Below are 24,591 nucleotides of genomic sequence, written 5' to 3'. Positions count from 1 at the left end.
TAAAAGAAGGAATATCATCCTAAAAAAGGTTGGGAAAATCAAGGTAGAAAGCTCTTGTAATCGATCAACCTATGATTCGGTTTTCTAAGATTAAGAAACAAGTTTCACAGCCCTTCGACAATGCTCACCCACATGAAATATCGTTTACCTTAACTGAAATCTGATGTGATATTTGATGAACCTTAACAGTCTTTCAATATTGCAATCTGTTCTATAAAAATCCCCTTAAATAACAAACCAATGGCAACTACCATTGGTTTGTTATTTATTCAATTAATTTTTGTGAAGTGCTTACCGTAAAGGATTGGATTTAGTTGATTTTCGATTTATTCCCCAACTTGTATTCGATGTAACCTTGAGGCGAAATGACTTCGGTGCTTGACTTGATCCACATCCACAACCTTTTGTTTGAGTCTTCTGAACTGCTTTATATTTTTTATTACTACTCAATTAATTCACCTCTCTTCCCATGGACTCAATTAGTATATGCTTCAAATTAAATAAAGGTATGGGCGGAGTATCCCCCCGTTACTACATTAAATGTACTTATATAATGGGAGGTTGACCTTACCAATCCATTAATTACTACATAGTATATAGTGAATATTGAACTCACTAGTCGTAAAGGAATGAAACCGTTAGTTGGGATTTGCACTGTGTTAAAAACAGAAGAAGAGGTTAGGATTAGATGCTTGTAATTATTACCGGTAAATCTCATCTCATTCTAAGTAGCATAGCTTAATGTAGCGTTCATTCCCTCAAACCGAAATTTACTTTTTTTGGATTTCGTATAGATTTTTTCCTAACTTGTTAATATTAAAATGACTATTGCAGTTCTCTACTTCGTTTAATTTACTAAAAAAAAGCTGTATTTCCGATTTTGTGAGTGATGAAAAAAAATGTTTCACTTTCTTGTTTTCCTTTAAATAAAGAGTTTTTTGTGGTGGAGATAATCTTTCAGAAAACGGCGTCGGTTTAATGGTACTTAATAAACGTAATATCTCAACGTATGAAAATTCCTCATTCGACCATTTATAATATTTACTTAAATATTTTTCGCTCTCTTTTCTTTGTTCTTTATGAATATTATCAGCAATACTTTTATTGATCATTGTCTCTAATATGTTAGTAACCTCTTTTGTATTCTTAGCTTTAATCCCTAATTCATTAAGAAATACTACATCGTATGCTTCAGAGGTAATTGGTATATATGAAATTATAGGCTTTCCAGCCAGAAAAGCTTCGATGCTTGAAGTGCAGCCATTTTGTACAATCACTTCCGCAGCCATCAGCCACTTAATAATATTTCCTTCATGAATAACATGTACATTAGGGTATTGGGAAAATATTGCGCGGTAAGAGTTTATACTCTCTCCTGGATGTGGCCTTACAATAAAATTCGTATTAGGAAATCTCTCACACATAACTTTGACCAACTTCAAGAAATGATGATATAAGCACTTAATATACAAGGTGAGTGCATCCGTATTTTGATTTTTCTTTTCTGTTATGGAGTTATAGAGTGAAAATCTCGTATTGATTAAAACAAACTCATGATACTTATTTCTTATATCTTCTACATCTTTTTTATATAAAGGCCTGAACTTTGACTTTAAAAGGTCAAATCTTGGATGACCTACAATATGACAGTTGCTTGCAAATGTCGGAGCAGCATTCGTAATGGTTTCTTTTTGAAACTCTCCCCAACAATATTCTTGTGTGATCGAATGAAGCATCTCTAATTTCATTCTGTCATTTAAGTATTGAGTTGTATTACTCAATATTAACCCTTCTTCGTCCAGTTCAACTACCATATGACCATTGCTTTTTGCGTTCGTAATAATTCTTTTTCTAAATCCTTTTGGGTAGCCTTTTGAAAAGAAGATACCATTAGGATACACGGTTGATGCTAACTCAACCATCCTATGCTCACCTATAATGACATAATAGCCTTCTATTGCAGCATAATATGCTAAAAGTAACTTAGCATCTAATTCTCTAACCTTTATTTCTACCGGAAGATATAACCACCCTTTAAAGTTACCCATCTCATTCACCTCGTAACATTAAAATGCAAAACAGCATATCTCGAAAGTGATTTCTTTAATATGCAGAATTTAGTTTTCTTTTAATATATGAATGAGTTCCTCAAAAGTCTTTTGGTTTTCTTCGGTTATTGATTCAAGATAAGATAATAATTCTTTAAAAAAAGATGATTCAGCTCCAGCCTCTCTGACATCTGGATTATGCTGTTTATCCAAAAGCATTAGCATGAAAGTAATAAACATTTGAAGTGTGTTTTTTTCCAAAAAAACGAAGCTATTGTCATTTTTCCCTTTGTCATCCTGTAGTTCTTCCAATTGTTCTTTCTCAAAGCGTTCGATTAATTGTTTAATTAATTTTTGCCGGTCTGGATTGTTTTGGTTATTACTCATTTCCACCCTCCTTGATTATCGTTCCACTAATATTGATTTGGTTAAGGGAGCTAATTCCATCTTTTTCCTCATCACCATAAGTGAATCCCATAATACTCCCTGCATAGGAAGATTCCGGAAGCCATCTCATTTGAAAATTTGAGAAAGAGAGCGTTTCAGAAGGGTTAAGCACGTTTTTCTCAACAGGTTTCAGCCAATACTCCTGTTTATCCATTGGATCGTTTATTCGTTCCCAAGCGTCCGTCATTCTCATTTTCTGCTTGGAATCCTTGTATAGATATTTTCCAGAAAAGTCGAAAGGAGAACCTGGGGATATTTTTATGCAAATATATGGATTAGTAAGCGGTCTTCCACCTAAATTCTGAATATGAAAAGAACCTAGGCAGTAATTTTCGTTTCCCTGTTCATGAAATATATTTAGCGAATATGTAAAATAACAGATAACCTGAAAATCGCTCAATGCTTTCTTTTCCGTTACCAATGATTTAATTTTTTTTAGATATGAAGTGTTCATTTCTTGCAACTCAACAATTTTTTCCCATACATTATCTGCGGTTTTCATTAAATTATCACCCCTAAAAAAAAATAAAGAGAGAAGTAACTCCTCTCTTTATATCTATGCTTGAAGCTTAATACTTATCACCACTGGCAGCAGTGTTAGGGAAAACCACCGGGCATTGAGGCGGAATTGTAGGTGCTGGGCATGGAGCGATTGGAAGTAGATCCCTTGGTTGACAGAAGTCAGCGACAATCTCCAATGTTACCTCGAAAACTGATTGAATACTTTGGCACAGACGAACAGTAACTGTCACATCTAGTTCATCAGGTGTTGCTGTTGTTGTAGGATCGCAGATAGCTGTACATACAAAGCAATCTAAATCTGTGTAAGTTACATTCACATCTGTACCATCTGGTGCACAAAGAATCACTTGTTCACAACGCGTGAATTCTGCAGTACCGACTTCCAACGTTGTACCTCCAAGTTCTGGTATTAAGTTTACAGAAATAGTTACTTCAAAGTTTTTACGAATGTTTACCAACTGAAGAGTCACCGGTTCGCCATCGATAACGAAATGCTGATCCACTCGATCCAAAATGACAATTGGATCCACAGCAGCAGGTTCAACCGTACAAGTCACCGTATCAACATCAATGTCGTCACACTCTAATTGAGCACCAGTAGCAGGGTTAATCGGCAATTCCAAATCAGCCAAGCTTAAATCAAACGTCGCCTCGTTAAGAATCCAGTCATATACCTTCTCTGTGTTGATACACAGGAGTTCTTTATCCATTTTTACTTTTTCTGGTTGCATATCTGAAAACACCTCCGAATAAGTTTATTTTCTTTCATTCGTAGCATATGTAAGAATGCACCAAGTCGTATAATGATTTAGCGGAATTTCTTGATATTAAGTAAGGAAAATATCATAAGTAAAAGCAGTTTCCGTGTAAACAAAACATCCAAACGTGTACTTTTTAGCTTCAAACAAGTAAACGATGCATGGAATTAGAATAACAGAAAAAAAGTGGCTACAATTTGCACATTTGTCACGTATTTATGCTTTATCAATAATATATTACTGTACTGTAAAAGGGTGATTAATGGTGGAGTAATACAAATTAGATAACATTCTTAACGTCATCTAATTCAATCAACATCTTGAATCCTACAAGCACTCGATCGAATCCTTAAAAATTAAGGATTCGATAGATGATTACCTTAAGGCGAAAAATGGTTTATCATTAAATGTTAAAAATTTTAAACTTAAAGGAGAAGTGAGAATAATGAAAGCGACTTACAATAAAAAAGGGGAGCATGAACCTCAGGATAAAGAACTTTCAGCTAAAGTTAATGCCCTGAACAATTTAGTAGTTCATTTAAGGAAAGAAATTAATGAAGTTATGGAGAAGTTTGAGCAGAAGAATGTTACTGAACTGTTTGAAAACATAAATCATCTGATTTTAAAGCAGGAAGAAGAGAAAAGTGAGATCAATCGGTTGCAAGAAGAAATCTTACAATTAAAAGAACTGGTTGAAACTATAAATCATGTGACTTTAAAACAGGAAGAGGAGAAAAGTGAGATCAATCGGTTACAAGAAGAAATCCTACAATTAAAAGAACACATTAAATTAACTAACCAAACGCAGGATACGAATATACAACTTTCCCCAAAGCAATCCGAATTCAGACAATTACAGAACATGCTTAAATCTTCCAGACATATTGAGCAAGTATCGACCAAAAAAAAATGAGATAAAAAATTCCCGAAATTTTACAGTAAATGTCCAAAGAGCAGCTACTAGCTTTCTATCACTCCCACCCCACTACAGTACCTATTCCTTCAGTTATTATAATAGATAATCGCCTTTTTTACTTTGTAATCTGTTTGATTGGAAAAAGCTCAGATAACAAAATATGATGCACCCGGCTGTGAAGAATGCCTTTTTTATATAAAACCATCACTATAGCCCGACCTTTTTAGCATCATGTATACTATAATGCAGTATAAAAAACAAAGGAGCTGATAAATTTGCGACCAAAAAAAATAAAGAACCATAAACTTGTAAATCCTTCTAAAAATCCAATTGTTATCAATTCATCATCTATTAAAAGAAGACCAATAGAGGTAAGTGGTAGAAGTGGCTGCTGCATGAAAATAAGATAAACAAAAAGACCAATGTTTTTTTCCTCCGAATAGGATTATTGGCGCGGTCTTGCATATTGAAAGATGTTGTTCAAAAAGCAGTTTTTGATTCGTTTTATCAAAAACTGCTGAATACTATATTAGAAAGAAAATAACTTTTAATATAATAGTAGAACATTAGAAAACTTAGTTGCCACCATGCCTTTCGGTGACGGCATTAGTTGCACTTATTTAGTTAAAATAATTTTTCTTAACTGCCAAGCTAAAGCCATTGCAAACTATCAACGATAAGCCAAAGGGGTTCTATGGACGGTATTGGATCTAAAGTATATCCCAGCTGACAGGGGAGCCTTTTTCCACATCGCGAACAACCTTTTTCCCTAATAATATATCATAGTACTTCGGTGGGAGCCCATGTCCGGGCCGAATCACTCTGAGGTTCTCCTTTGTTAATATATCACCAGCTTTCATATCCTGAGTTACATATAAAGAACGCCGATACTTTTCTGAGGATTTTTCAGCCTCTGATGGACCATAATGTACAGTTCCAAGTGATTGCCAGGCTCTTTTTGTTTCTGTAACCAATGCTTGCAATTCATCGGGTTCAAGGGAAAATGTGGCATCTACTCCCCCCTCTTTTCGGGAAAGGGTAAAGTGCTTTTCAATAATTGATGCTCCCAATGCAACACTTGCAACAGCCACTCCATTACCCATTGTGTGATCAGATAACCCAACCTGACATTGGAATAAATCCCTCATATGGGGAATTGTACTTATATTGGTGTTTTCTGGAGATGCCGGATACGTGCTTGTGCATTTGAGTAATATTAAATCCTTGCAACCTGCTTCCCTCGCAGTATTTACTGTTTCTTCTATTTCGGCAGCTGAACACATTCCAGTTGAGATGATCATTGGCTTATGTGTTTTAGCTACCTTCCGTATTAAAGGCAAATCAGTACATTCAAAGGAAGCAATTTTATAGCAGGGGACATCTAGCGATTCCAGGAAATCGACAGCTGTTTCATCAAACGGCGAGCTGAAACCTACCATACCCAACTGTTTACAGCGTTCAAAAATAGGCTGATGCCACTCCCAAGGTGTATATGCTTCCTGATACAGCTCGTATAGTGATTTGTTTTTCCAGATACTTTTTGGATCACTTATCATGAAATCATCACTTGGATCATTTAATGTCATCGTATCTGCTGTGTAGGTTTGAATTTTTAATGCATCTGCTCCTGCCTCTGCTGCCCTTTCTACTATTTTCAAAGCTCGTTGTAACGATTGATTATGGTTCCCTGACATTTCTGCTATAATAAACGGTGGTTTGTCACTACCAACTTCCTTTCCCTCTAATTGGATTGCTTTCATGATACCCCTCCCTCCAGATCTCTTAAAAGTCTACCTCTCATTTTTTTCCATTTTTCTTTAAATAAAGCCATCGGAATAACATCCAAATATTGATTATCCTTCCACAGATGATCGACAAATCTACCTTCTGTAACAAAACCTAATTTCTTGTGATAATGGAAACTCCCACTATTTGTATGAATCACTTCCGCGCATACCTTCTTTATTCCTTCTTCATTAAAAATTTTATCCAGAGCTAAAATACCCATCATGGTTCCAGATCCTTTAGGCGCTGTTTTTTCTCCTATATAAAATCCCCAATAACATCGTGCATTTTCTTTATCGATATTTGTAAAATTAACTAACCCTAATGGTTGATTTTTATAATACAGCAGCAGTACTCTCTTCTGTGAATCTTTCTTCACGTTTTCGAACCATTTACAATGTTCATCCCATGTAATTTGATGATCTGTATACATAAATGTTTTAATTCTTTTAGAATTGCGCCATTGAAGTACGGTTTTTAAATCTTGATCACTTATAGGCTTCAATTGAAAATCTTCCTGATTAATCATCATTATTCACCCCCAAGTAATCGCTCAACAACGAGGCTTTCCTTAAAGTCACGCATAATTAATTTTGAAGCATCCACCATATCCTTCAGCTTATTGGGGTGGTTGATAAGTTTTATTAGATTGTTTGCTATATCCTGACCCGTCACCTCTTTGCTGAGACCTAAATGACATATTGCACCTATCTCTGATAAATAAGACAAGATTTCCGATTGATTTGTTGCTGTTTCAATCGTAAGAGCTGGTAACCCTGCATAACATCTTTCCCATGTCGTGCTACCACCTGCTCCAATCGCCAAATCAGCTTTTGCCATAAGTTCTGCTAAATAGTCAATTTGATAATGCACCTTTATATTTGGAATTTCTTTACAATATTCCTTGATAGCTGAATAATTCCGATTAGAAAAACCAATTACAATATCAACTGCAATTTCTGGTTGGTTAATTAACTTAATTGCCTTGATCGCTTTCATCGTTTCATTTGTAGGATCACTTCCACCAAACGATATCAGTAAGTGTTTTATAATGCCGTTCTTTTCCTCTATATATTGTGTATCCCTAAATTCCTGTCTTAATAAAAGGTATGTTGGTCCCAATAAAGCTGTCGTATAACTTGGAATCCATTTTTCATATCGTTCTTCTAAGTTTCTATACAGATTTTGATCTAACAGTAAATCACAATCATGTGGACGATTCGCCAGGTCATCAATCACCATTATTTTTTTCACCAATGGCTTAACTGTACGCTCCCACTTTTTATCGATTGCATAATGATCAATGATCAACCAGTCTATATCAACAGGTTGCTTATTTATCGAATCGATTGTATGTAGTGCATCTGTTTTCCAATTTATTTTCAGCCAATTTATATCGTCCTTGTCCAAGTTAGGACTCATAGGAGCAGGTAATGTCAGGACCGTAAATGATTTACTTTCTATATATTCGATTAAATTGCCGGATAACTTCCGGCAAATAAATATAACATTTGCGTTTTTCTTACGGAGGTCTTCTGCCAGGACCAGACATCTCATGACGTGTCCAGTCCCAATGTCTGTCGATGCATCTGTCCTTATATAAATATTCATGAAATCACACTTTCAATCTTCTTTTTGTTGGATATGTGTATTGATCAACTGCCATTCTGGAAATTTATCAAGTATTTCTAAAGTATCTTCCATCGTGAACTCTGGTTTATGCGGGTATAATGTTTCAATAATTTTCTTTATGAGAGTAAAGTCCTCATGCGTATCAACTGTCCAACGGTGATGGCTATAGTTTTTGCTGTTGGAAACATTTATTAAGTTGAAATCTTGGGGATTATTTATCATGTATCTTGTCACATGTTCTCGATCGGCTTTTGATTCTGCTTTTTTATAGGCTTCTTTCAAAGCCTGAAAGGAAAATACCTCTGTATCCATACCTCTTGGCAATGTACGCTTTAATGTATTGGAGACATATTGTAGTGGGTGTTGATGAAGAAAATAGCTTTGTATGACTTTGTCTATCTGTACCGGATCGATCAGCGGACAATCAGAAGTTAACCGGACTACTATATCTGCTTTTATATGACTAGCTGCTTTATAATATCTCTTTAACACATCTGCCTCTGGTCCCCTGTAATACGTTATTTTCATCATCTGGCACAAGGAAACAATTGCATTGTCCTGATACTGGTCAGTTGTAGCAACTAGGATCTCATCAATATAATTTGATTTACTAACACGCTCCAATTGAAACTCCAGTAAAGGTTTTCCCAAAACTTTTTTTAGAATTTTCCCAGGTAATCGAGTGGACCCCATTCGCGCCTGTATAATTGCTACTACCTTCATTTTATCACCTCAGGTCAGCAGAATAATAGGAAATCACCTTTTTCACTCCAGCTATTAGGTTATCAAATTCTGGCAAGGTTATAGGGTTTCCTTATTACATTTTTTCAGTATGCAGACATTATTGTTTTAGCTTGAACTTATAATAATTTATTAATGTTCTACTTTTCAATTGCCTTTTGAAGTACTTATAAAATAGGCGCTAAGTTATTCAGCAATGGTATTTAAAAATGGTTTCATTTTTACTTTCCATAAATGATCAATAATTTTTAATGAATTCTTTGTTCGGTCAAATCCAGAATTAATTTCGTTATCTAACATCTTATAAACATCGTCAGAAGGAGGAATTTCACTTAAATATTTCCTCCATCCATTAATTTGTTCAGGTAGAAATTCTGCCAAACTACTAACAAAATTAGGAACAGCTGAATAGCCTAGCCCATTAACTGTGGCAAGATGTCCAGTCCCTCTACCGTCTTCAGCAATAAGTAAGCTAGGTTTACGAGTTCTTAAAAACCAAATATGTGCATGAAGTCTAAATCCAACATGTAAATCAATTTTATCATAATAATTTAGTTTTTCTGCTCCTCCAGCTAAATCAATAATTTGAATCTGGCCATCTAACCAGTCTTTTGGTAATAAAGAACCTAACTTACCGAAATACCCGTGAAATACTAATTTAACATTGCAAGAGTATCTTTTTTTTAGTTTCATAGCTATTTCGTATGCCTTTGAACGGTGATGTATATTATGCGGCATCGAAACGGCAATATTTTTAATTTTATTAGGATGTTTAAAAGGTAATCCTAAAAAATCAGTATCAAACAACCCCAGGTCTCCAGTAGTACCATAACATGAAATACCGTTACCTTTTAAAACGTTTTCCGTATAAATATCTCTACACGATATTCTATTTGCAACACTCTTTTGGTTAAAAAGTTTTTTAAAGGTTCCTTTTTCAATTGGATCTAACTTAAGGCTTTTTGACTGAGAAACAGTGCCTGGATATTGACTCCAACCAGCTCCTATGGCATAAAACGGCATATTATGACGAACGGCCAGTTTTACATAATCATTGCGGAACTTCGGTGCAACAGAATTGCCTATTACAGTTGGCCTTAAAGCTGGGGCTAATATGGCATTGTAATCGAGTACTACTTTATCAGCAGAATTTGTATCTGCGATATATGCGGTATCTACTTGGATATCTTTACCCTTAATATTTTTTAAAAGTTTTATTAAACTTTTCCCGAGTAAGTCATCTCCAGAGTTTCTCGATCCTGTTGAAGGATACGTAGACAAAATTAAATATTTCACTTTTTTGACCTCCAAATTCCAACAATTGATAACCGGGTAAAACCTTTTAAAGCGTTATCAAAGAAAGTGGGTATATAACACTATTTCTGATATTATATCCTAATTAACTGTTTTTTTAATATGTTTTAACTGATACGCTAACAGTGGCCTACCAAGTACTTTTTTAAGAACTTTCCCTGGTAATCGAGTTGAAGCCTCTCGGCTGTATAATTGCTACTACCTTCATTTTCACCTCAGGTCAGTAGAATAATAGGAAATCACCTTTTTTACCCCAGTTATCACATCATTAAGGTCTTGCTCAGACATTGTCGGAAACAATGGGAGGGTAATGATTTCTTGATATAATTTTTCCGCATTTGGACATAATCCTTTTTCATACCCTAATTGTTGATAAAAAGGATGTAAGTGTACCGGAATGTAATGCACATTCACCCCAATGTTTTCCTTTTGCAACGCTTTAAATATTTCGGTACGATCTGCATTTAATTTCTCAAGCTTAAATCGTATGATATATAAATGCCAGCTAGAATTAGAGTCAGATTGCTGATATGGCGTTAGGATAGCATCAACATCTATAAAGGCTTCGGTATATTTTTTTGCATATTCTCTTCTTTTATTAAGAAATGTGTTTAACTTTTTCACTTGACTTAACCCAAGTGCAGCCTGGATATCTGTCATCCGGTAATTAAATCCAAGTTCTTGCATTTCATAGTACCAGGGCCCCTGATGGTCCTTAAGTTTCAGAGAATCACGAGTTATTCCATGACTTCTAAACAGCAATAACTTTTCATAATAATCTTCATTATTTGTCGTGATCATTCCACCTTCACCAGTAGTGATGTGTTTGACAGGATGAAAGCTGAACATTGTCATATCACCGATGGAACCGATAAGCCTTTCTTTATAGGAAGCACCTAATGCATGTGCAGCATCATCAATGACAATGAGGCCATGTTTTTTGGCGAGAGAACTAATTTCATCATATTCAGCTGGTTGACCTGTAAAGTCAACGGTTATGATCGCTTTTGTTTTCTCAGTGATAAGGGGTTTTATGGATTCAGGGGATATATTATATGTTTTGGGGTCTATATCTGCAAATACTGGACGAGCACCAACATACAAAATACAATTAGAGCTTGCTGCGAAGGTCATGGAAGTGGTTATCACTTCATCATTTTCCTTAATTCCGGCTGCAAAACAGGCAGCGTATAAAGCAGCAGTTCCACTAGAATATGCTACAGCATATTTCGCACCTACAAATTCCGCAATTGCTTTTTCGAATTGAGAGATGGTTGGCCCAGTTGTAATAAAGTCACTTTTCAACACATCGGTGACAGCTTTAATATCATCATCATCAATCCACTGCTTTCCGTATGGTAAATAGGAATCTCTTATCGGTTTGCCACCATAAAGAGCAAGTGCTTCTTTTTTTTTCATCTTTCGCTCCTTTCCTTATATCAGATCCGTTGATTTAATCCATTTTTCTGTTTTTTTAATTCCTTCTTCTAAACTATATTTAGGTTCCCAATCCAATAGTGTTTTAGCTTTACTGTAATCACAAAGCAACTTGGGTATTTCGCTCTGCGGATGAATATGTGTAACATGTTTAATATGATTTTCATCCTCAACCATTAACTTTGCTAAAGCATTTATGCTGATATCCTTACCAAGCCCTGCATTAACAACTTCTCCATCCACTTTGTTAGAATAACCAGATTCGACTACAAAGCGTGCACAGTCTTCTACATAAAGCAAGTCACGGGTTTGCGTCCCATCGCCATATACCAGTAAAGGCTTACCAGCTAACTTGTTTTTTAAAAAAATGGCGACGACACCACCTTCTCCCCCTGTTTTTTGATAAGGCCCATACGTATTGAATGGACGAATAATCGTTACTGGAAGGTTATAGGCAAAATAGTAAGACAACACCATATTTTCTGCAGCCAATTTCGAGCCAGCGTATGGAGAAGCTGGTTTAATTGCATTCGTTTCACTAATCCCTTCCTCGCCCAATGCACGTTCATATACCATGCATGTACTCATAAATACAACCTTCACATTATTTCTTTTACATTGCTCCAAAATATTGAAGGTGCCAATGACATCATTATCAAAAGTTGTTCGAGGATGATCGATGCTGTCCTGTACATTGATGCTTGCAGCTAAGTGATAACAAATATCAAATTTATTGATAAACAAATGATTGAGGATACGGATATCTTTTATATCTCCTTCGATAAAACCCATAAAACTTTTTTGGTTTCTCAGACCCTCCAGGTTTTCTATTCTTCCGTTCGAAAGATCATCCAACACCCAAACATGGTGGCCATCTTTTAAAAGTCGGTCGACTACCCATCTTCCGATAAAACCTGCCCCGCCTGTGACAAGTATGTTCAAAAGCCTCACCCTTTCATAATGCCTCTCAAGACATCTTATTTCCTCTTACTGGATTATATTCATGTGGACAGTAATTGAAACCAAAATATCGAAGCACGTCATAAATAACCTCTTCTTTCAAATGATATGTAAATGCGAATACTAGAACACTTATTTCATTTCATCTATCTTAGTTATGACTTAAAAAACTTAGAAAAATTTCTTCCAGCTATGAGAAAACAGCAAGAAAATCTTATTCCCAGAGATAAAAGCCAAGCGCCTTGTTTACCTCAGACAAGCTTAAATAGAAACTACCTGTGCGTTCCTTGCCACAGGTGGTTTCTATTTAAGACCGAGAGGGAATAGGAACTTGAGTCAAAAAATAAAACAGCATTTTAGGCTGAATACAGATAAATTCATAGAAAGTAAATTTTAAAAACGATTCGTATTTTAAAAAGATGGCTTCAAGGGTTATCAACCAGAAATATATGAGGGTAGTTAAATAAAAGGTCATTTCTAAAAAAGTTCTGGCGATTATAGATTTATGATATCAGGAGGCAAACATCGAATGGAAGCCTTAGGTGTTTTTAGAAATTGAAATCTGAATCGAGTACTGTGAAAGGTTATTCGAATTTATATCTAATTAACTGCTCTTTATGTTGGATCACTTTTTAAAGACTCTAAGAGTGTAACCTCGCAATCCTGATTTTGTATCACAGTGATGTTCTTCTACCTGTTTTAAACCGAATTTCTTAAAAATTTTTTTATAATTCCTTGGGAAAATCCGCCAGTGTTTTGCTGTTTCAGCTTCGATAGTAATTAGATAAGACCCGGTAATCCTTGCGATGTCTTCAAAAATCCAATCACTATCTGGATGAATATGTTCCAGCACTGCCATAGTAAAAACAAGATCAAATCCTCTTGAAGGCAATTCTTTTATAATATTTTCAACAGGTGAATGAATGATTTTGGCGTTTTGGGCTAATAATGGGTAGGTTTTATTAAGTGCACGAATTGCTTCTTCACTTATCTCAATTCCAGTCAGGTTATAAAAATTATTTTTATAAAGATAATTTAAATTTCTTCCTGCATTACATCCAATTTCAAGTATTTTTCCGTTTTGCTCGATATACTTCTTTACATAATTGATTAAAAACTCACTTCGGCCAGCTTTATCAATATAAAGGCCTGGTAAACTTCGGTTTATCCAGTAATCATGGATTTCTTTAAGCGTTTTTTTACTATTATTACTCATATCTTTTTTCCTCCTATTAATGAGATTAAAATATTTCATTTAGAAAATCTTGGTATTCACTTCGCCTGAAAGAGTTGAGAAGCGACGCGTAAACTCCATCCAACCCTTTGAAAGTGACTAACCGGTAAGGCTATTAATTAACCTTTTCAATCGTTTTCCTGACATGCTAAAATCGGGATAAGCATTTCGAAGGAAATTTCTCTTTTTCTCTTGGACATAAATTCCCCAATTGGGATCATTAAAATATCTTACTGCCAATTTTCCTAATTTTTCTGGATCTTTCTGTACTACTTCATCCAGACTATTATAATACCCTGTATAACTCGGTAACTTCTTATCCAGAATGAATAATGGTTTGTTTAAGAGCATCGCTTCCAAAGCTACTGTTGATGGATAAGAAATTACGAGATCGACGTTAGGAAGAATGTCATAAAGATCATATGACTGTGTAGAATGAACAGAAGGAAACTCTTTTGTTAATGCATGGGGATTTTTACTTGGAAAGTCTTTAATTAATATATTTATTTTAAGCTTTTTGGAAATCATGCGGATTAAAATTCGCCATTTAGCAATATCCCGATTTCCTCTAACAACTAGCATTACTGTCTTTTTACTTTTATCAAGTCCTAATTGTTTGTAAAACTTAGACCGTGTTATTTTTGGACTCATGAATGCTTGATCAAATCTTGGATGTCCAATAATGGCAAGAGAATTTTTAGGAACTCCCATTTTTTTATACCATCTCACCTCAAAATTTCCATATACAGCATTAATCGCGGCAATTTTCGGTATATAACCAAATTCATTTCCAATGATTCCATGCTGCATACAAATGGTAGGTATGCCCTTTTCAGCAGCAGCTAAAGCTAAAATGCGACTTATATAGCTATGAGTATTAGAGAAAACGATGCAGGAGACAGAAACATCATCCAAAAAAAGAATAGACTGTTCAATACAATTTACAATTTCAGTTATTTTCTTCAGGAACAAAATTTGAAATTTTTCATCCTTATATAAATGGTGACCTTTATAGGATTTGAACATAGCCCTTGCCTGATTTTGCAACTGAATTACAGCTTTTTTTGTATTTATTTCATAGTTACTTAATATTTTAGTCGGAATATTATATAGCATTTTATTATACGTATTCGCACTGCTGGATTTTTTTTTATTTTTTTTGCTTCCTGCCATTACAATCATTGTTTTAGACCGGTCGAAATAATCATCGAACGTTTTTACTGGAAACCGGAGTATTGTATCGTAATTTACTACTACTTTTCCATGTTTAATTTTGACTAATGGTTTTTTCTTATGTGACTGAATATAATTATTAAACGCCTCTTGAATTTCCTTTTGCTCTTTCACCTGATTTTTTAGTCGTTTCGTGAATTTTTCATCATATAAATCATTCCAAAGTACTGTATTATTTCTAATTAAACTGGGAAAATGACATATATATGATATGGTAAATCCTCTGTAATTCAACTTCTGAAAATCGTGAAGAAAATCAAGGTATAAGGACCAATAATTTTTTTCGTACGTATTCATAGTGCCCTCCTATATATAGAATAGAACCTTCGATAGCGATTTCAACTCAAATCCCAGCTATTACGTTTGTTTAAAAAGTATCCCCCTTTATGAAGGGGATACTTGTTTAAACACTCGAAGCGTATACTGTTCCAAACCAGCATCTTTGCAGTTACTTTCCGTTACCTGTTTAAAACCATATTTTTCAAAAATCGTCTTATAATTTCTTGCGAAAATGTGCCAAGACGAAGCCTCTTCTGCCTCAACAGTTATCAGGTAATCCCCTGTAATTCTTGCTATTTCTTCAAAAACCCACTCACTATCCGGATGAATGTGTTCCAAAACTGCCATCGAAAAGACTAAGTTAAAAGAATTAGGTAGAAAACTTTTAATTACATCCTCTACTGGAGAATTGATAATTACCGCATCCTCCGCAAGTTTTGGATACGTTCTTTGAAGGCACTCAGCCGCTTCCTGACTAATTTCAATGCCCGTCATTCCTTTATAACCATGCTCATAAAGATGATTCAGATTACGACCAACGTTACAGCCAACCTCAAGAACTTTTCCCTTTTTCTGTACATATTTTTCTACATATTTCAATAAAAACTCGCTTCTCTCCAATTTCTTCGCATAGCGCTTTGGAGTACTATTTTTTACCCAGTGATCATGAATTTCGTTAAGGGATTTTTCTGTCATATAAATTACCTCCTCTTTTTATACAAGATACAATATAATATGTGAGAAAAGAAAAAGTGTATTGGCATATGATAGGGGATAGCAACCTAAAATAATCGCGCTTTTCTCACTTTATTTGAAACTGAAACAGTGGTTAATGATTTTGTTAACCGTTCCTATAACTTATGGTCAACCGATTTATTAAGTCAACCAGCCTTTCTCCAGAAAGTTTAGAAGATGGATAAGCTTGAGATAAAAACGCTTCTCGTTTTTCTTCAACTAGCTCCCTAAATTTATCTTTCTTAAAATAATTCTTTATCATTTTAGAGATTATTAAAGGGTCCGGGTTTGCTAATTCACCTAAATGGTCGAAATAACCGGTATACGTTGGAAAAGGAGCAGCCAAAATAAAAACTGGCTTTTTAGCAATCATAGCCTCCAATCCTACAGTAGAAATATATGAAACAACTAAATCGCAATGATGAATTAATTCATATAATTGGAAATGTTTAGATGAGTACGCGTCAGGGAATTTAGTGGTCAGTTGATGAGGACTCAAACGTGGATAGTCTTTAACGACAATGTTGTAATCCCCTTTATTACCAAGATATTTAATAAGTGCTTCCCATTTATCAATTTGTTTTTCATTCCTGACAATCATTAATATCATTTTCTTATTGGGTTTTAATCCTAATTGTTTTTCCAGCTCACTTCTAGAGATAGAAGGTTTCTTATAAAGCATATCAAACCTAGGATGTCCAATCACTTCTACAGCTTGATCTGGTACACCTAATTGCTTGAACCAGTCGGCTTCAAAATTTGAATAAACGGCATCTATATCCGCTATCTTAGGCATGTAACCTCTTTCCTCTCCAATGATGCCATGTTGCATACATATCGTCGGAATTCCGACCTCAGCAGCGACCATTGCAATTGTTCTACTCTGGTAATAATGTGTTGAAGAAAAAACAATACAAGAAACTGGATTCAATCTAAAATACCTATTGGCTTCCTCGATACGATTGACTATTCCCTCTATTTGCTTATAAAAATACTGTTTAAATGTGTCATCATTAAACATCGGGTGATTAGTATAAGTGGATATAATTTCATCCGCTTTACTTTTTAATATTTCGATGTTTGAACTTACATTAGCTCTATATTCATCTAAATAATGAGAGGGTATCCCTTCTACAGGAATTCCTCTAATTACTTTTGTTGTTTTCTTAGGCTTAAAATCTTGAAGAAGAATAGTGTTTTTAGGCGAAAAATGTTTAGCAATTATATCTTTCGGAAAACGTAATAAATTAGCAGCATCATATAACACTACTTTTCCATTTGTATGGCTTGCCTTCTTGAATAATTTGCTTTTTTTTTGGTTTATGTGCGATTGTTTATACGTAATGAAAATTTGTTGCAATGTTTTTTTTTCTTTTACTTCATGCGATAAAAATTTAATAAATTCCTCTGATGATAAGTGGTCCCAAACATAATCATTTTCGTGATTCAGGCTACGAAAATGACATAAGTAAGGAATAGAGAACCCTTTATATTTCAATACTTTAAATGCTTCTAAAAACTCTACATACAAAGACCAATAATTACGTGAAGTAGTATTCATTCCATTACTCCTTTGTATTTATAGACTGTTTAAATCACCAAGTTAGTTAACTCATGGTTTTTCTGATAACTCTAGAAATTCGGTAAGTGTACATCCGTATTAACTTGTCAGCCTTTTAATCAGGTTTTGCAATCGCTCTCCAGACTTGGTGGAACTCGGGTATGCATAGCGAAGGAACTTTTTCCTTTTATTTTCTGCGTAGCTTCTTGACTTAGCATCTGTAAAATATTTTATTATTTCTTCGCCTAATTTTCGTGGATTGGACTGAACTAATTTACCAAGGCCTGTATAATAGCCTGTATAACCGACGAAGGTTTCCTCCATGATAAATACGGATTTATTTGCAAGCATTGCTTCTAGACCAACTGTAGATGAATAAGCAACTACAGCATCAACGTTAGGAAATATTTCATAAATATTATAACCTTGGGTTGAATGTACAAATGAGAATTCTTTTGTTAAAGCATGAGGTGCTTTACTTGGATAATTCTTAATTATTATATTAAGATCAATTTTTTTGGAAATTGTTTTAATTATTGTTCGCCATTTGTGAATTTCACTGTCTCCTCTAACAACAATCATCAATGTTTTTTTGTTAGGGTCTAATCGTAATTTACGATTGAACTTATCCCGAGTAACGCTAGGGCGTGCATATACTTGATCGAATCTAGGGTGCCCAATAATTGCAAGGGATTTATCTGAAGCTCCTATTTTTCTATACCAATCTCTTTCAAAACTCCCATATACAGCATCAATCGTGGCAATTTTCGGTATATAACCAAGCTCACTTGACATAATTCCATGCTGCATACAAATAGTGGGTATTCCTTTTTTTGCTGCCACTACAGCTAATATGCGGCTTTTATAACTATGGGTGGTTGATACCACTATGCAAGAGGCAGAAACATCATTCAGAAAGTTAATCGTCATTTCAATCTGATTGATAACTACTGCTAGATTATCTTGAAACCACTCTTGAAATTTTCTATCTTTATAGAGGTGGTGATTTTTATAAGTTTTAAACATGGTTCTTGCCTGATTTTGTACCTGTAATACAGCTTTTTTTGTATCTGTTGCGTAATTATTAAAGTAATAAACAGGTAACTTATTAACCATTTTATTGGTTATTACAACGTTATTCTTTTTTACCTTTTCTCGTTTTATAACAACGGTATTAGTTAGGGATACAACTTTTTTTTTCTTCTTTCTGCTAGTTGCTGATTTCGTATTGTTCACATGGCTCTTACTAACGATTGGCGGCTTAACCCTTTTACCTTTACCAATTGTCATTAATTGGATTGTATTTGAAGGGTCAAGTGTATCTGGCGGAAAACGGAGCAGTTTATCAACATGTATTACTACCTTTCCACCCTTATTTTTTACTAACGCTTTCTCATGTGATTTGACAAACTTATTATATGCCTCTTGAAATTCGCTTTGGTCATTAACCTGATTTTTTAACTTTCTAGCAAACTTAGCATCATGTAGTTCCCCCCAAAATGGTTCTCTATTTATAATAAAGCTAGGTAAATGACATAAATATGGTAATGAAAAACCTTTATAATTCAGCTTCTCAAAATCCTTGAGAAAATCAAGGTATAAAGACCAGTAATTTTTCACAAAAGTGTTCATTTGACCTTCTAACCTCCTTGACTTTTTTTCAAATTAGCTTCTCTTCCCTTAGCAAGTTACGGAGCTCATTGACGTTTAGTGGTGCTTGATTCATCGAACTGTATGTTCCATGATTGCACTTTGTCGAATTGGTGTAACTTACCTCCTTAGTTCCTGGAATAATATACATATCCTTTAATTCCCAGGCTAATCTAGATTCATCATAGGTCATCAATTCTTCAAACATCTTCTCCCCTGGTCGTAATCCAATTACTTCAACTTTTATTTCGTTACTATTCAGCTTATATTTTTTACATGTTTGTTCTATTAAAATATCAGCTAAATCCCCTAGTTTAATAACAGGCATTTTCAATACAAAAACCTCTCCCCCCTTTGCTTCCTTCAAAGCCTTTATTGTCAACTGTGTTGCCTGATTCAATGACATCATAAAACGTGTCATGTTTTTATCGGTAACCGTGATTTTCTTGTCTTTAAGAATTCTGTCTTTAAACAGAGGAATTACCGAACCTCTAGATCCCATTACATTACCAAACCGGACACTTGCGAAAACCGTTTGTCTCTCGGTTTTATTATATTCAGTGGAGGAAATTAGTCGTTCTGCAATAAGTTTTGTCGCCCCATACGTATTAGTAGGAGAAATAGCTTTATCCGAACTAGTAAATACTGCTTTTTTTACGTTTTGTGAAATTGCAGCTTTAATTACATTATTAGTGCCATGAATATTCGTCTTTATAGCTTCATATGGATTGTATTCACACAAATCAACATGCTTCATCGCAGCTAAATGCAATACATAATCAATGTCATGCATAGCAGCATACAAACTATCATAATCACGAATATCTCCGATTACGAAACGTAATCTTTCACTATTACCTAACTCATGTTGTAATTGGTGTTGCTTGAATTCATCCCTGCTAAATATTTTTATGAATTTTGGATTTTCTTTCATGATCGATTGCACTATACTTTTACCTATCGTTCCGGTACCTCCGATAACCAGTATTTTTTTCTCATTAAAATACACCTTAAACCTCTCCTTCATAACTTGGAAGCCTATGCTGCTGCTTGAATAATACTCATAGTGAGTATATATATATTCAGATATGATCGATCAGTTAAAGACGCTGACCTATGAATGGTTATTTTCTTATAAATAGACAGATACATCGCAGCCATGAAACGAAGCTGGTTAACATAGCTTCGTTGGGAAATTCTATTCAAGTTATGAAGTGAAGGTACTTTTCTATGCTATGCGTTTACGATTATAGGGGAAGAACTAGCAGCAAAACGGAAGAAGCAGAGATGGCCGAAAAATGGAGAGATTCCTGAAACCATGACAGTATTTCGTGCGCCCCTCCAACGTATGGAGTAAATGGAGTAATGCTTCCCGGGGTTCAACACGCTCACACCCTTGCTCTTCAGCTGGGATAATTAGGTTAAGTTCATCCCAATCTAGGTTTAAAAACTTTACATCTCAATGCTAAAAGATTATCCTTTTACTATTGAAATGTATCTTCTTAAGAACTTACAAGGAGGGATAAGCTATGACAATGAAAAAAACATTAACACTTGCCGGCTCAGATTCCAGCGGTGGTGCGGGTATAGCAGCTGATCTTAAAACTTTCCAGGAATATGACGTATACGGTATGACAGCATTGACTTCAATAGTGACAATGAACCCACAAGGATGGAGTCACAATGTAACCCCAATTGATGTTGATGTGGTTGAAAAACAGCTTGATACGATTTTATCTGTTGGGGTAGACGCGATGAAGTCAGGAATGCTTGGTTCTGTTGAGATTATTAAACTGGGAGCACAGAAAATCGATGCGTATCATATTGACAAATATGTACTTGACCCAGTAATGGTTTGTAAAGGGGAGGATGAAGTACTGCAGCCCGAAAACACGGATGCAATGAGAGAATATCTTCTTCCTAAATCATTAGTTACAACACCTAACCTGTTTGAGGCTGGCCAATTAGCGCAAAACGGCCCTTTGAAAACCATCGAGGACATGAAAGAAGCAGCTGTGAAAATTCATGAACTCGGCGCCAAAAACGTAGTTATAAAAGGTGGAAAAGCCTTAGACCACGAAAAGGCAATCGATTTATTCTATGATGGACAAGACTTCGAGATTTTGGAAAGTGATAAAGTGGATACAACGTATACCCATGGAGCGGGCTGTACATTTGCAGCTGCAATTACAGCTAACCTTGCACATGGTAAAACTGTAAAAGAATCTGTCTTCGCAGCTAAAGCGTTCGTAACGGCAGCTATCGCCAACGGATGGAAGCTTAATGAATATGTCGGACCGGTAATGCACGGAGCATATAATAAAGTGACAAACTAAATAAAATTAAAAAGTCCGAGAAACCGGTTTAACTAGTTTCTCGGGCTTTTTTATACACATAAGCATCATTCAAAACAGCTCCATGACCACTTTAACTGAAACAACCAGGCAAAATATTAGTATTTTATGCTTTGTGCTGTACTATAGAAACATTTCGTATATTCCCGTAAACTTATATAGAAAAAAGATCCTAAATTACCAAGCCCGGTACTCATTTCACCATTTTCCGTTTTGATTTGTAAATCGCCCATACAAACCTTCTGCTATTTTCAAGGGATTGTTCTAGGTAGAAAGTTTGGGAAATCTTTTATTAAGTTTACTTCTCATTGTTCTTGGCAATTATACAAATATAAAAGCATCTTGAGGGGGGAACATATTGAATAGGAAATTAATTAAATTAACAGCAGCCATTCTACTGATCTTCGTGCTTGCTGCCTGTGGAAATGACAGTGAAAATGGTAATGTTAATCAAGAGGCTACAGATTCTCCAGAGAAATACAGTACAACGGAAGCTGAGAATGACCCGATTGATGATTCTGAAAAAAGTACGGTTGATCAGGAAGATGAACATCGAGACACCAATATGGGTGACGGTTCAAGAACAGGTGCAGACAGGACGGTTACCACAAATGGCGACAATGGCACCCTCGAAGCTGATTACCCCTTCGTCAGTTTTGACCTAGAAGCTGATTTTGAGGGCACTGAGGATGCGGTTGATGTTGACTACGAAATGGATGGAGAAAATACCGAAGCATCCTACGTAGATAAATTACAAGGAATTCAATTATCAGGTAATGATGCTATGGAGGAACTCGACAGCATCTTTTCATCATTTGCCTTCGATAAAGACAGCTCCGAAGAAGAAGTAATGAACGCAGTAGTTGATGCATTTAATATTCCGCAAGATGCAGACAAAGTGGAGCTTGAAATCGAATTTATGGGTGGCACTGAAAGGGAATATAACAAGTAGCAGTAATCAGTCAGCTAGCTGATTTTAATATAAAGACAGACCTTCTTATTTTTGAAGGTCTGTTTTTTATTATCCAGCCCACCTAACTAAGGTTCCTTAATAATGGTCCTTTTCTTCAAAAGGATATATCTTTTTTCCCTTCGCCTCATCGTAGTGATTTGTAATTATTTCTTCAAGAATTTCTTCTGTATCTTTGTTGGCTGTCTCGATACCTAATTCTTCAGCTGATTTCGTAACTTTAAACTCACGTATTTCTCTCATTATATCATGTGGGCTCTTTCCGTCAGTAGAAATGTTAAATTCTTCTGCTTTCGAATTAATATGCGTTTCCTTGATTTCCTTTCTTAATTCCTTTAAATCCTTTCCTTTAGAAGAAATACCTAATTCATCTGCTTTTTGCATGATCATTTTTTCCTGGAGCTCATTTGATATAGCTTTTTCTTCTCTTCCATTGGTTTCAATCCCCAATTGTTCAGCCTTATGAATCATTCTTGCAAAATGGACCTCTTTCTCCAGTTCCTGAAGATCTTTACCTTCCATATCAATACCAAGATCCATTGCTCCCTGTTTTATCATTGCTTCATGAACTTCTGCTGCCAGGGAATCAGCATCCTTACCCTCTGTATCAATTCCCAGCTCCATTGCATGAAGCTTTAACAATGCTTTACTATCAAAATGCCTTTCCATACGATTTTCCGAATGAGCTTCTTCCGAATTCCATACATCGACCCCATGGAATTGGGCGAAAACTGAATGTTGTCCTGAAATAAAGATCGTCAGCGTGGCTGCCAGTATTACAAATAAACCTTTTCCCATTCTTCATCATCCTTCCTGTTATTGAGTTTTTAACAGTTATTCATATCCTAGTATTCCCAGTATATTTTAAAAAATGATTATCACCTGGAAAAGGCCACAAGTATAGTCATGACATAACAAAAACAGCCATTAAGACAAAGTGTCTCGATGGCTGTTTTTTTACGGTTCATTCTAATTAGCTGGTGACTTTAGCATTTTCTGCCCAGTTTACAAAATTTGTGACAACCGAATCAATAAATTGTACAGTAGATTCATCGTTTAAATTGTCTTCATCATCAAATTTCTCATGAACAGAACCTATAAATACTTCATTTCCAGGTAGTGTAAGTGTTCCTACCCCTGGGGCATTTAAGATTTGGCGAAGATGCATTTGAGCTTTTACTGTACCTAATGCGCCCATGGAAGCTCCTACAACCATTGCCGGTTTACCCACCATTACAGTTTCTACTCGTGAGAACCAGTCAATTGCATTTTTCAATATTCCGGAAATCGATGCATTGTATTCAGGAGTGGCGAATAGAATACCATCACTTCCCTTAATTTTCTCTCTTAGTTCTTTAACGATTGCAGGTGCATCCAATTCTTCATCCTGATTATAAAACGGAAGTTGATCGATTGGCAAAATTTCAATATCGATTTTTCCAGCATATCTTTTTTGCATAAATTTCGTAAGCTTCATATTATAAGATTCCTGACGATTGCTGCCTACCATTGCTACTACTTTCATATGTAAATTCCTCCATTTCAATTCCATGTTTCTTTTGGCAATACTATATTATTAACAAACTTAGAATAGCAGTTCAAGTAATGTGACTTGCTTTACATCTCGCAATCCTTTTCAGTAAGGTTTTTAAAAGATATCGTGGGAGCTATTGATGATTTCTTTAACAGCCTTAACGGATTACATTTATGAACTAGCAATTCTTCCCAGAAATTTATATGATTATTCTCCCTTATAATTAACTAAGCACTTATGACATATACATTGCTTACCTATACACTGTACAGGAATTAACTTAATGATTCCCTCTGGGAAGGCACTTTCTTTCTCACACCAGCAATATCCCTGTTTTACTGTACACTTGTTTTCCTCTCCACAGAGGGGACAATAGTTACCAGACAATTTAAAACCCCCAAAAAAAATAATGAGAAATGAAATTAGAAAACTGGTTTGTAGCCGATCCTTTCGGTGACAGCCTTAGTTGCACGAGTGCAGA

General features: G+C 35.2%; 23 protein-coding genes and 1 pseudogene. 3 read left to right on the top strand and 21 right to left on the bottom strand.

Annotated features, from left to right (window positions below; genetic code table 11):
* Positions 1 to 770: 770 nt before the first annotated feature.
* From A4245_RS00935 to A4245_RS00920, 4 genes are all read right to left on the bottom strand, one after another.
* Positions 771 to 2,048, bottom strand: a complete 1,278-nt coding sequence (locus tag A4245_RS00935) for a surface carbohydrate biosynthesis protein (protein WP_067724772.1) — start codon at positions 2,046 to 2,048, stop codon at positions 771 to 773.
* Between the two features lie 69 nt (positions 2,049 to 2,117).
* Positions 2,118 to 2,435: a hypothetical protein gene (locus A4245_RS00930; protein ID WP_067724770.1), complete on the bottom strand. Its 318-nt coding sequence runs from the start codon at positions 2,433 to 2,435 to the stop codon at positions 2,118 to 2,120.
* On the bottom strand, positions 2,428 to 2,997 hold the full coding sequence (locus A4245_RS00925; RefSeq protein WP_067724769.1) for a hypothetical protein: 570 nt from the start codon (positions 2,995 to 2,997) through the stop codon (positions 2,428 to 2,430). Before A4245_RS00925 ends, A4245_RS00930 begins: the two co-directional genes overlap by 8 nt.
* A gap of 67 nt (positions 2,998 to 3,064) precedes the next feature.
* A complete protein-coding gene (locus tag A4245_RS00920) occupies positions 3,065 to 3,748 on the bottom strand; it encodes a BMQ_0737 family morphogenetic spore coat protein (protein WP_067724767.1) in 684 nt (227 codons plus the stop codon).
* A 463-nt stretch (positions 3,749 to 4,211) separates the two neighbouring features.
* Between A4245_RS00920 and A4245_RS00915 the strand changes: the two genes are divergently transcribed.
* Entirely contained in the window at positions 4,212 to 4,688 is a 477-nt protein-coding gene (locus A4245_RS00915; protein WP_199860631.1) for a hypothetical protein, read from the top strand.
* A gap of 713 nt (positions 4,689 to 5,401) precedes the next feature.
* Here A4245_RS00915 and pseI read toward each other — a convergent pair.
* The 14 genes and pseudogenes from pseI to A4245_RS00850 all read right to left on the bottom strand — a co-directional run bounded on the left by pseI (position 5,402) and on the right by A4245_RS00850 (position 20,261).
* A complete protein-coding gene (gene pseI, locus A4245_RS00910; protein ID WP_067724763.1) occupies positions 5,402 to 6,451 on the bottom strand; it encodes a pseudaminic acid synthase in 1,050 nt (349 codons plus the stop codon).
* Positions 6,448 to 7,008 (bottom strand): UDP-4-amino-4,6-dideoxy-N-acetyl-beta-L-altrosamine N-acetyltransferase, encoded by a 561-nt coding sequence (gene pseH, locus A4245_RS00905; RefSeq protein WP_234402318.1) that lies wholly within the window; start codon positions 7,006 to 7,008, stop codon positions 6,448 to 6,450. The genes pseI and pseH overlap by 4 nt, the downstream gene beginning before the upstream one ends.
* Positions 7,008 to 8,087 carry a UDP-2,4-diacetamido-2,4,6-trideoxy-beta-L-altropyranose hydrolase gene (gene pseG, locus A4245_RS00900; RefSeq protein WP_067724761.1) on the bottom strand — a complete coding sequence of 360 codons (1,080 nt, stop codon included), beginning with the start codon at positions 8,085 to 8,087 and terminating at the stop codon, positions 7,008 to 7,010. The genes pseH and pseG overlap by 1 nt, the downstream gene beginning before the upstream one ends.
* A 12-nt stretch (positions 8,088 to 8,099) precedes the next feature.
* On the bottom strand, positions 8,100 to 8,831 hold the full coding sequence (locus tag A4245_RS00895) for a cytidylyltransferase domain-containing protein (protein ID WP_067724759.1): 732 nt from the start codon (positions 8,829 to 8,831) through the stop codon (positions 8,100 to 8,102).
* Positions 8,832 to 9,035: 204 nt separating this feature from the next.
* Positions 9,036 to 10,145 carry a polysaccharide pyruvyl transferase family protein gene (locus tag A4245_RS00890; RefSeq protein WP_067724757.1) on the bottom strand — a complete coding sequence of 370 codons (1,110 nt, stop codon included), beginning with the start codon at positions 10,143 to 10,145 and terminating at the stop codon, positions 9,036 to 9,038.
* 111 nt (positions 10,146 to 10,256) lie between these two features.
* A pseudogene (locus A4245_RS19960) lies at positions 10,257 to 10,371 on the bottom strand (cytidylyltransferase domain-containing protein); the annotation flags it as partial.
* Between the two features lie 2 nt (positions 10,372 to 10,373).
* A complete protein-coding gene (pseC, locus tag A4245_RS00885; protein ID WP_067724755.1) occupies positions 10,374 to 11,582 on the bottom strand; it encodes a UDP-4-amino-4,6-dideoxy-N-acetyl-beta-L-altrosamine transaminase in 1,209 nt (402 codons plus the stop codon).
* Positions 11,583 to 11,597: 15 nt separating this feature from the next.
* Complete coding sequence (locus tag A4245_RS00880; RefSeq protein ID WP_067724753.1) at positions 11,598 to 12,542, bottom strand: dTDP-glucose 4,6-dehydratase; 945 nt, start codon at positions 12,540 to 12,542, stop codon at positions 11,598 to 11,600.
* A 643-nt stretch (positions 12,543 to 13,185) separates the two neighbouring features.
* A complete protein-coding gene (locus A4245_RS00875) occupies positions 13,186 to 13,776 on the bottom strand; it encodes a class I SAM-dependent methyltransferase (RefSeq protein WP_067724751.1) in 591 nt (196 codons plus the stop codon).
* A gap of 117 nt (positions 13,777 to 13,893) precedes the next feature.
* Positions 13,894 to 15,261, bottom strand: a complete 1,368-nt coding sequence (locus A4245_RS00870; RefSeq protein WP_157087621.1) for a hypothetical protein — start codon at positions 15,259 to 15,261, stop codon at positions 13,894 to 13,896.
* 150 nt (positions 15,262 to 15,411) lie between these two features.
* Positions 15,412 to 16,002 carry a class I SAM-dependent methyltransferase gene (locus A4245_RS00865; protein WP_067724747.1) on the bottom strand — a complete coding sequence of 197 codons (591 nt, stop codon included), beginning with the start codon at positions 16,000 to 16,002 and terminating at the stop codon, positions 15,412 to 15,414.
* 145 nt (positions 16,003 to 16,147) lie between these two features.
* Positions 16,148 to 17,602 (bottom strand): hypothetical protein, encoded by a 1,455-nt coding sequence (locus tag A4245_RS00860; RefSeq protein WP_067724745.1) that lies wholly within the window; start codon positions 17,600 to 17,602, stop codon positions 16,148 to 16,150.
* 99 nt (positions 17,603 to 17,701) lie between these two features.
* A complete protein-coding gene (locus A4245_RS00855) occupies positions 17,702 to 19,234 on the bottom strand; it encodes a hypothetical protein (protein ID WP_067724743.1) in 1,533 nt (510 codons plus the stop codon).
* Between the two features lie 28 nt (positions 19,235 to 19,262).
* Entirely contained in the window at positions 19,263 to 20,261 is a 999-nt protein-coding gene (locus A4245_RS00850) for an SDR family NAD(P)-dependent oxidoreductase (protein WP_067724741.1), read from the bottom strand.
* A 520-nt stretch (positions 20,262 to 20,781) separates the two neighbouring features.
* On the opposite strand from A4245_RS00850, the gene pdxK reads away from it, so the two are divergent.
* Positions 20,782 to 21,588, top strand: coding sequence for a pyridoxine/pyridoxal/pyridoxamine kinase (pdxK, locus tag A4245_RS00845; protein WP_067724739.1), 807 nt, complete (start codon positions 20,782 to 20,784; stop codon positions 21,586 to 21,588).
* Positions 21,589 to 21,964: 376 nt separating this feature from the next.
* The gene (locus tag A4245_RS00840; protein WP_067724737.1) at positions 21,965 to 22,558 is read left to right on the top strand and encodes a YusW family protein; all 594 of its coding nucleotides are present in this window, start codon (positions 21,965 to 21,967) and stop codon (positions 22,556 to 22,558) included.
* A gap of 96 nt (positions 22,559 to 22,654) precedes the next feature.
* On the opposite strand, the gene A4245_RS00835 is transcribed toward A4245_RS00840, so the two are convergent.
* From A4245_RS00835 to A4245_RS19520, 3 genes are all read right to left on the bottom strand, one after another.
* Positions 22,655 to 23,374: a hypothetical protein gene (locus tag A4245_RS00835; RefSeq protein WP_067724735.1), complete on the bottom strand. Its 720-nt coding sequence runs from the start codon at positions 23,372 to 23,374 to the stop codon at positions 22,655 to 22,657.
* A 175-nt stretch (positions 23,375 to 23,549) separates the two neighbouring features.
* A complete protein-coding gene (locus A4245_RS00830) occupies positions 23,550 to 24,101 on the bottom strand; it encodes an NADPH-dependent FMN reductase (RefSeq protein ID WP_067724733.1) in 552 nt (183 codons plus the stop codon).
* A 216-nt stretch (positions 24,102 to 24,317) separates the two neighbouring features.
* Positions 24,318 to 24,497, bottom strand: coding sequence for a cysteine-rich CWC family protein (locus tag A4245_RS19520; RefSeq protein WP_084268614.1), 180 nt, complete (start codon positions 24,495 to 24,497; stop codon positions 24,318 to 24,320).
* Positions 24,498 to 24,591: the final 94 nt, after the last annotated feature.

Origin of the sequence: Oceanobacillus damuensis, assembly GCF_001618145.1 — a bacterium.
Classification (GTDB): Bacteria; Bacillota; Bacilli; order Bacillales; family Amphibacillaceae; genus Oceanobacillus; species Oceanobacillus damuensis.
Note: the sequence above shows the minus strand (reverse complement) of the source record. Positions and strands in the feature narration are given on the sequence as shown.

What these genes read in the sequence shown, in the direction of transcription:
- A4245_RS00935 (WP_067724772.1), bottom strand. Translation starts at nt 2,048, where the DNA reads ATGGGTAACTTTAAAGGGTGGTTATATCTTCCGGTAGAAATAAAGGTT.
- A4245_RS00930 (WP_067724770.1), bottom strand. Translation starts at nt 2,435, where the DNA reads ATGAGTAATAACCAAAACAATCCAGACCGGCAAAAATTAATTAAACAA.
- A4245_RS00925 (WP_067724769.1), bottom strand. Translation starts at nt 2,997, where the DNA reads ATGAAAACCGCAGATAATGTATGGGAAAAAATTGTTGAGTTGCAAGAA.
- A4245_RS00920 (WP_067724767.1), bottom strand. Translation starts at nt 3,748, where the DNA reads ATGCAACCAGAAAAAGTAAAAATGGATAAAGAACTCCTGTGTATCAAC.
- pseI (WP_067724763.1), bottom strand. Translation starts at nt 6,451, where the DNA reads ATGAAAGCAATCCAATTAGAGGGAAAGGAAGTTGGTAGTGACAAACCA.
- pseH (WP_234402318.1), bottom strand. Translation starts at nt 7,008, where the DNA reads ATGATGATTAATCAGGAAGATTTTCAATTGAAGCCTATAAGTGATCAA.
- pseG (WP_067724761.1), bottom strand. Translation starts at nt 8,087, where the DNA reads ATGAATATTTATATAAGGACAGATGCATCGACAGACATTGGGACTGGA.
- A4245_RS00895 (WP_067724759.1), bottom strand. Translation starts at nt 8,831, where the DNA reads ATGAAGGTAGTAGCAATTATACAGGCGCGAATGGGGTCCACTCGATTA.
- pseC (WP_067724755.1), bottom strand. Translation starts at nt 11,582, where the DNA reads ATGAAAAAAAAAGAAGCACTTGCTCTTTATGGTGGCAAACCGATAAGA.
- A4245_RS00875 (WP_067724751.1), bottom strand. Translation starts at nt 13,776, where the DNA reads ATGAGTAATAATAGTAAAAAAACGCTTAAAGAAATCCATGATTACTGG.
- A4245_RS00865 (WP_067724747.1), bottom strand. Translation starts at nt 16,002, where the DNA reads ATGACAGAAAAATCCCTTAACGAAATTCATGATCACTGGGTAAAAAAT.
- A4245_RS00860 (WP_067724745.1), bottom strand. Translation starts at nt 17,602, where the DNA reads ATGAATACTACTTCACGTAATTATTGGTCTTTGTATGTAGAGTTTTTA.
- A4245_RS00855 (WP_067724743.1), bottom strand. Translation starts at nt 19,234, where the DNA reads ATGAACACTTTTGTGAAAAATTACTGGTCTTTATACCTTGATTTTCTC.
- pdxK (WP_067724739.1), top strand. Translation starts at nt 20,782, where the DNA reads ATGACAATGAAAAAAACATTAACACTTGCCGGCTCAGATTCCAGCGGT.
- A4245_RS00835 (WP_067724735.1), bottom strand. Translation starts at nt 23,374, where the DNA reads ATGGGAAAAGGTTTATTTGTAATACTGGCAGCCACGCTGACGATCTTT.
- A4245_RS00830 (WP_067724733.1), bottom strand. Translation starts at nt 24,101, where the DNA reads ATGAAAGTAGTAGCAATGGTAGGCAGCAATCGTCAGGAATCTTATAAT.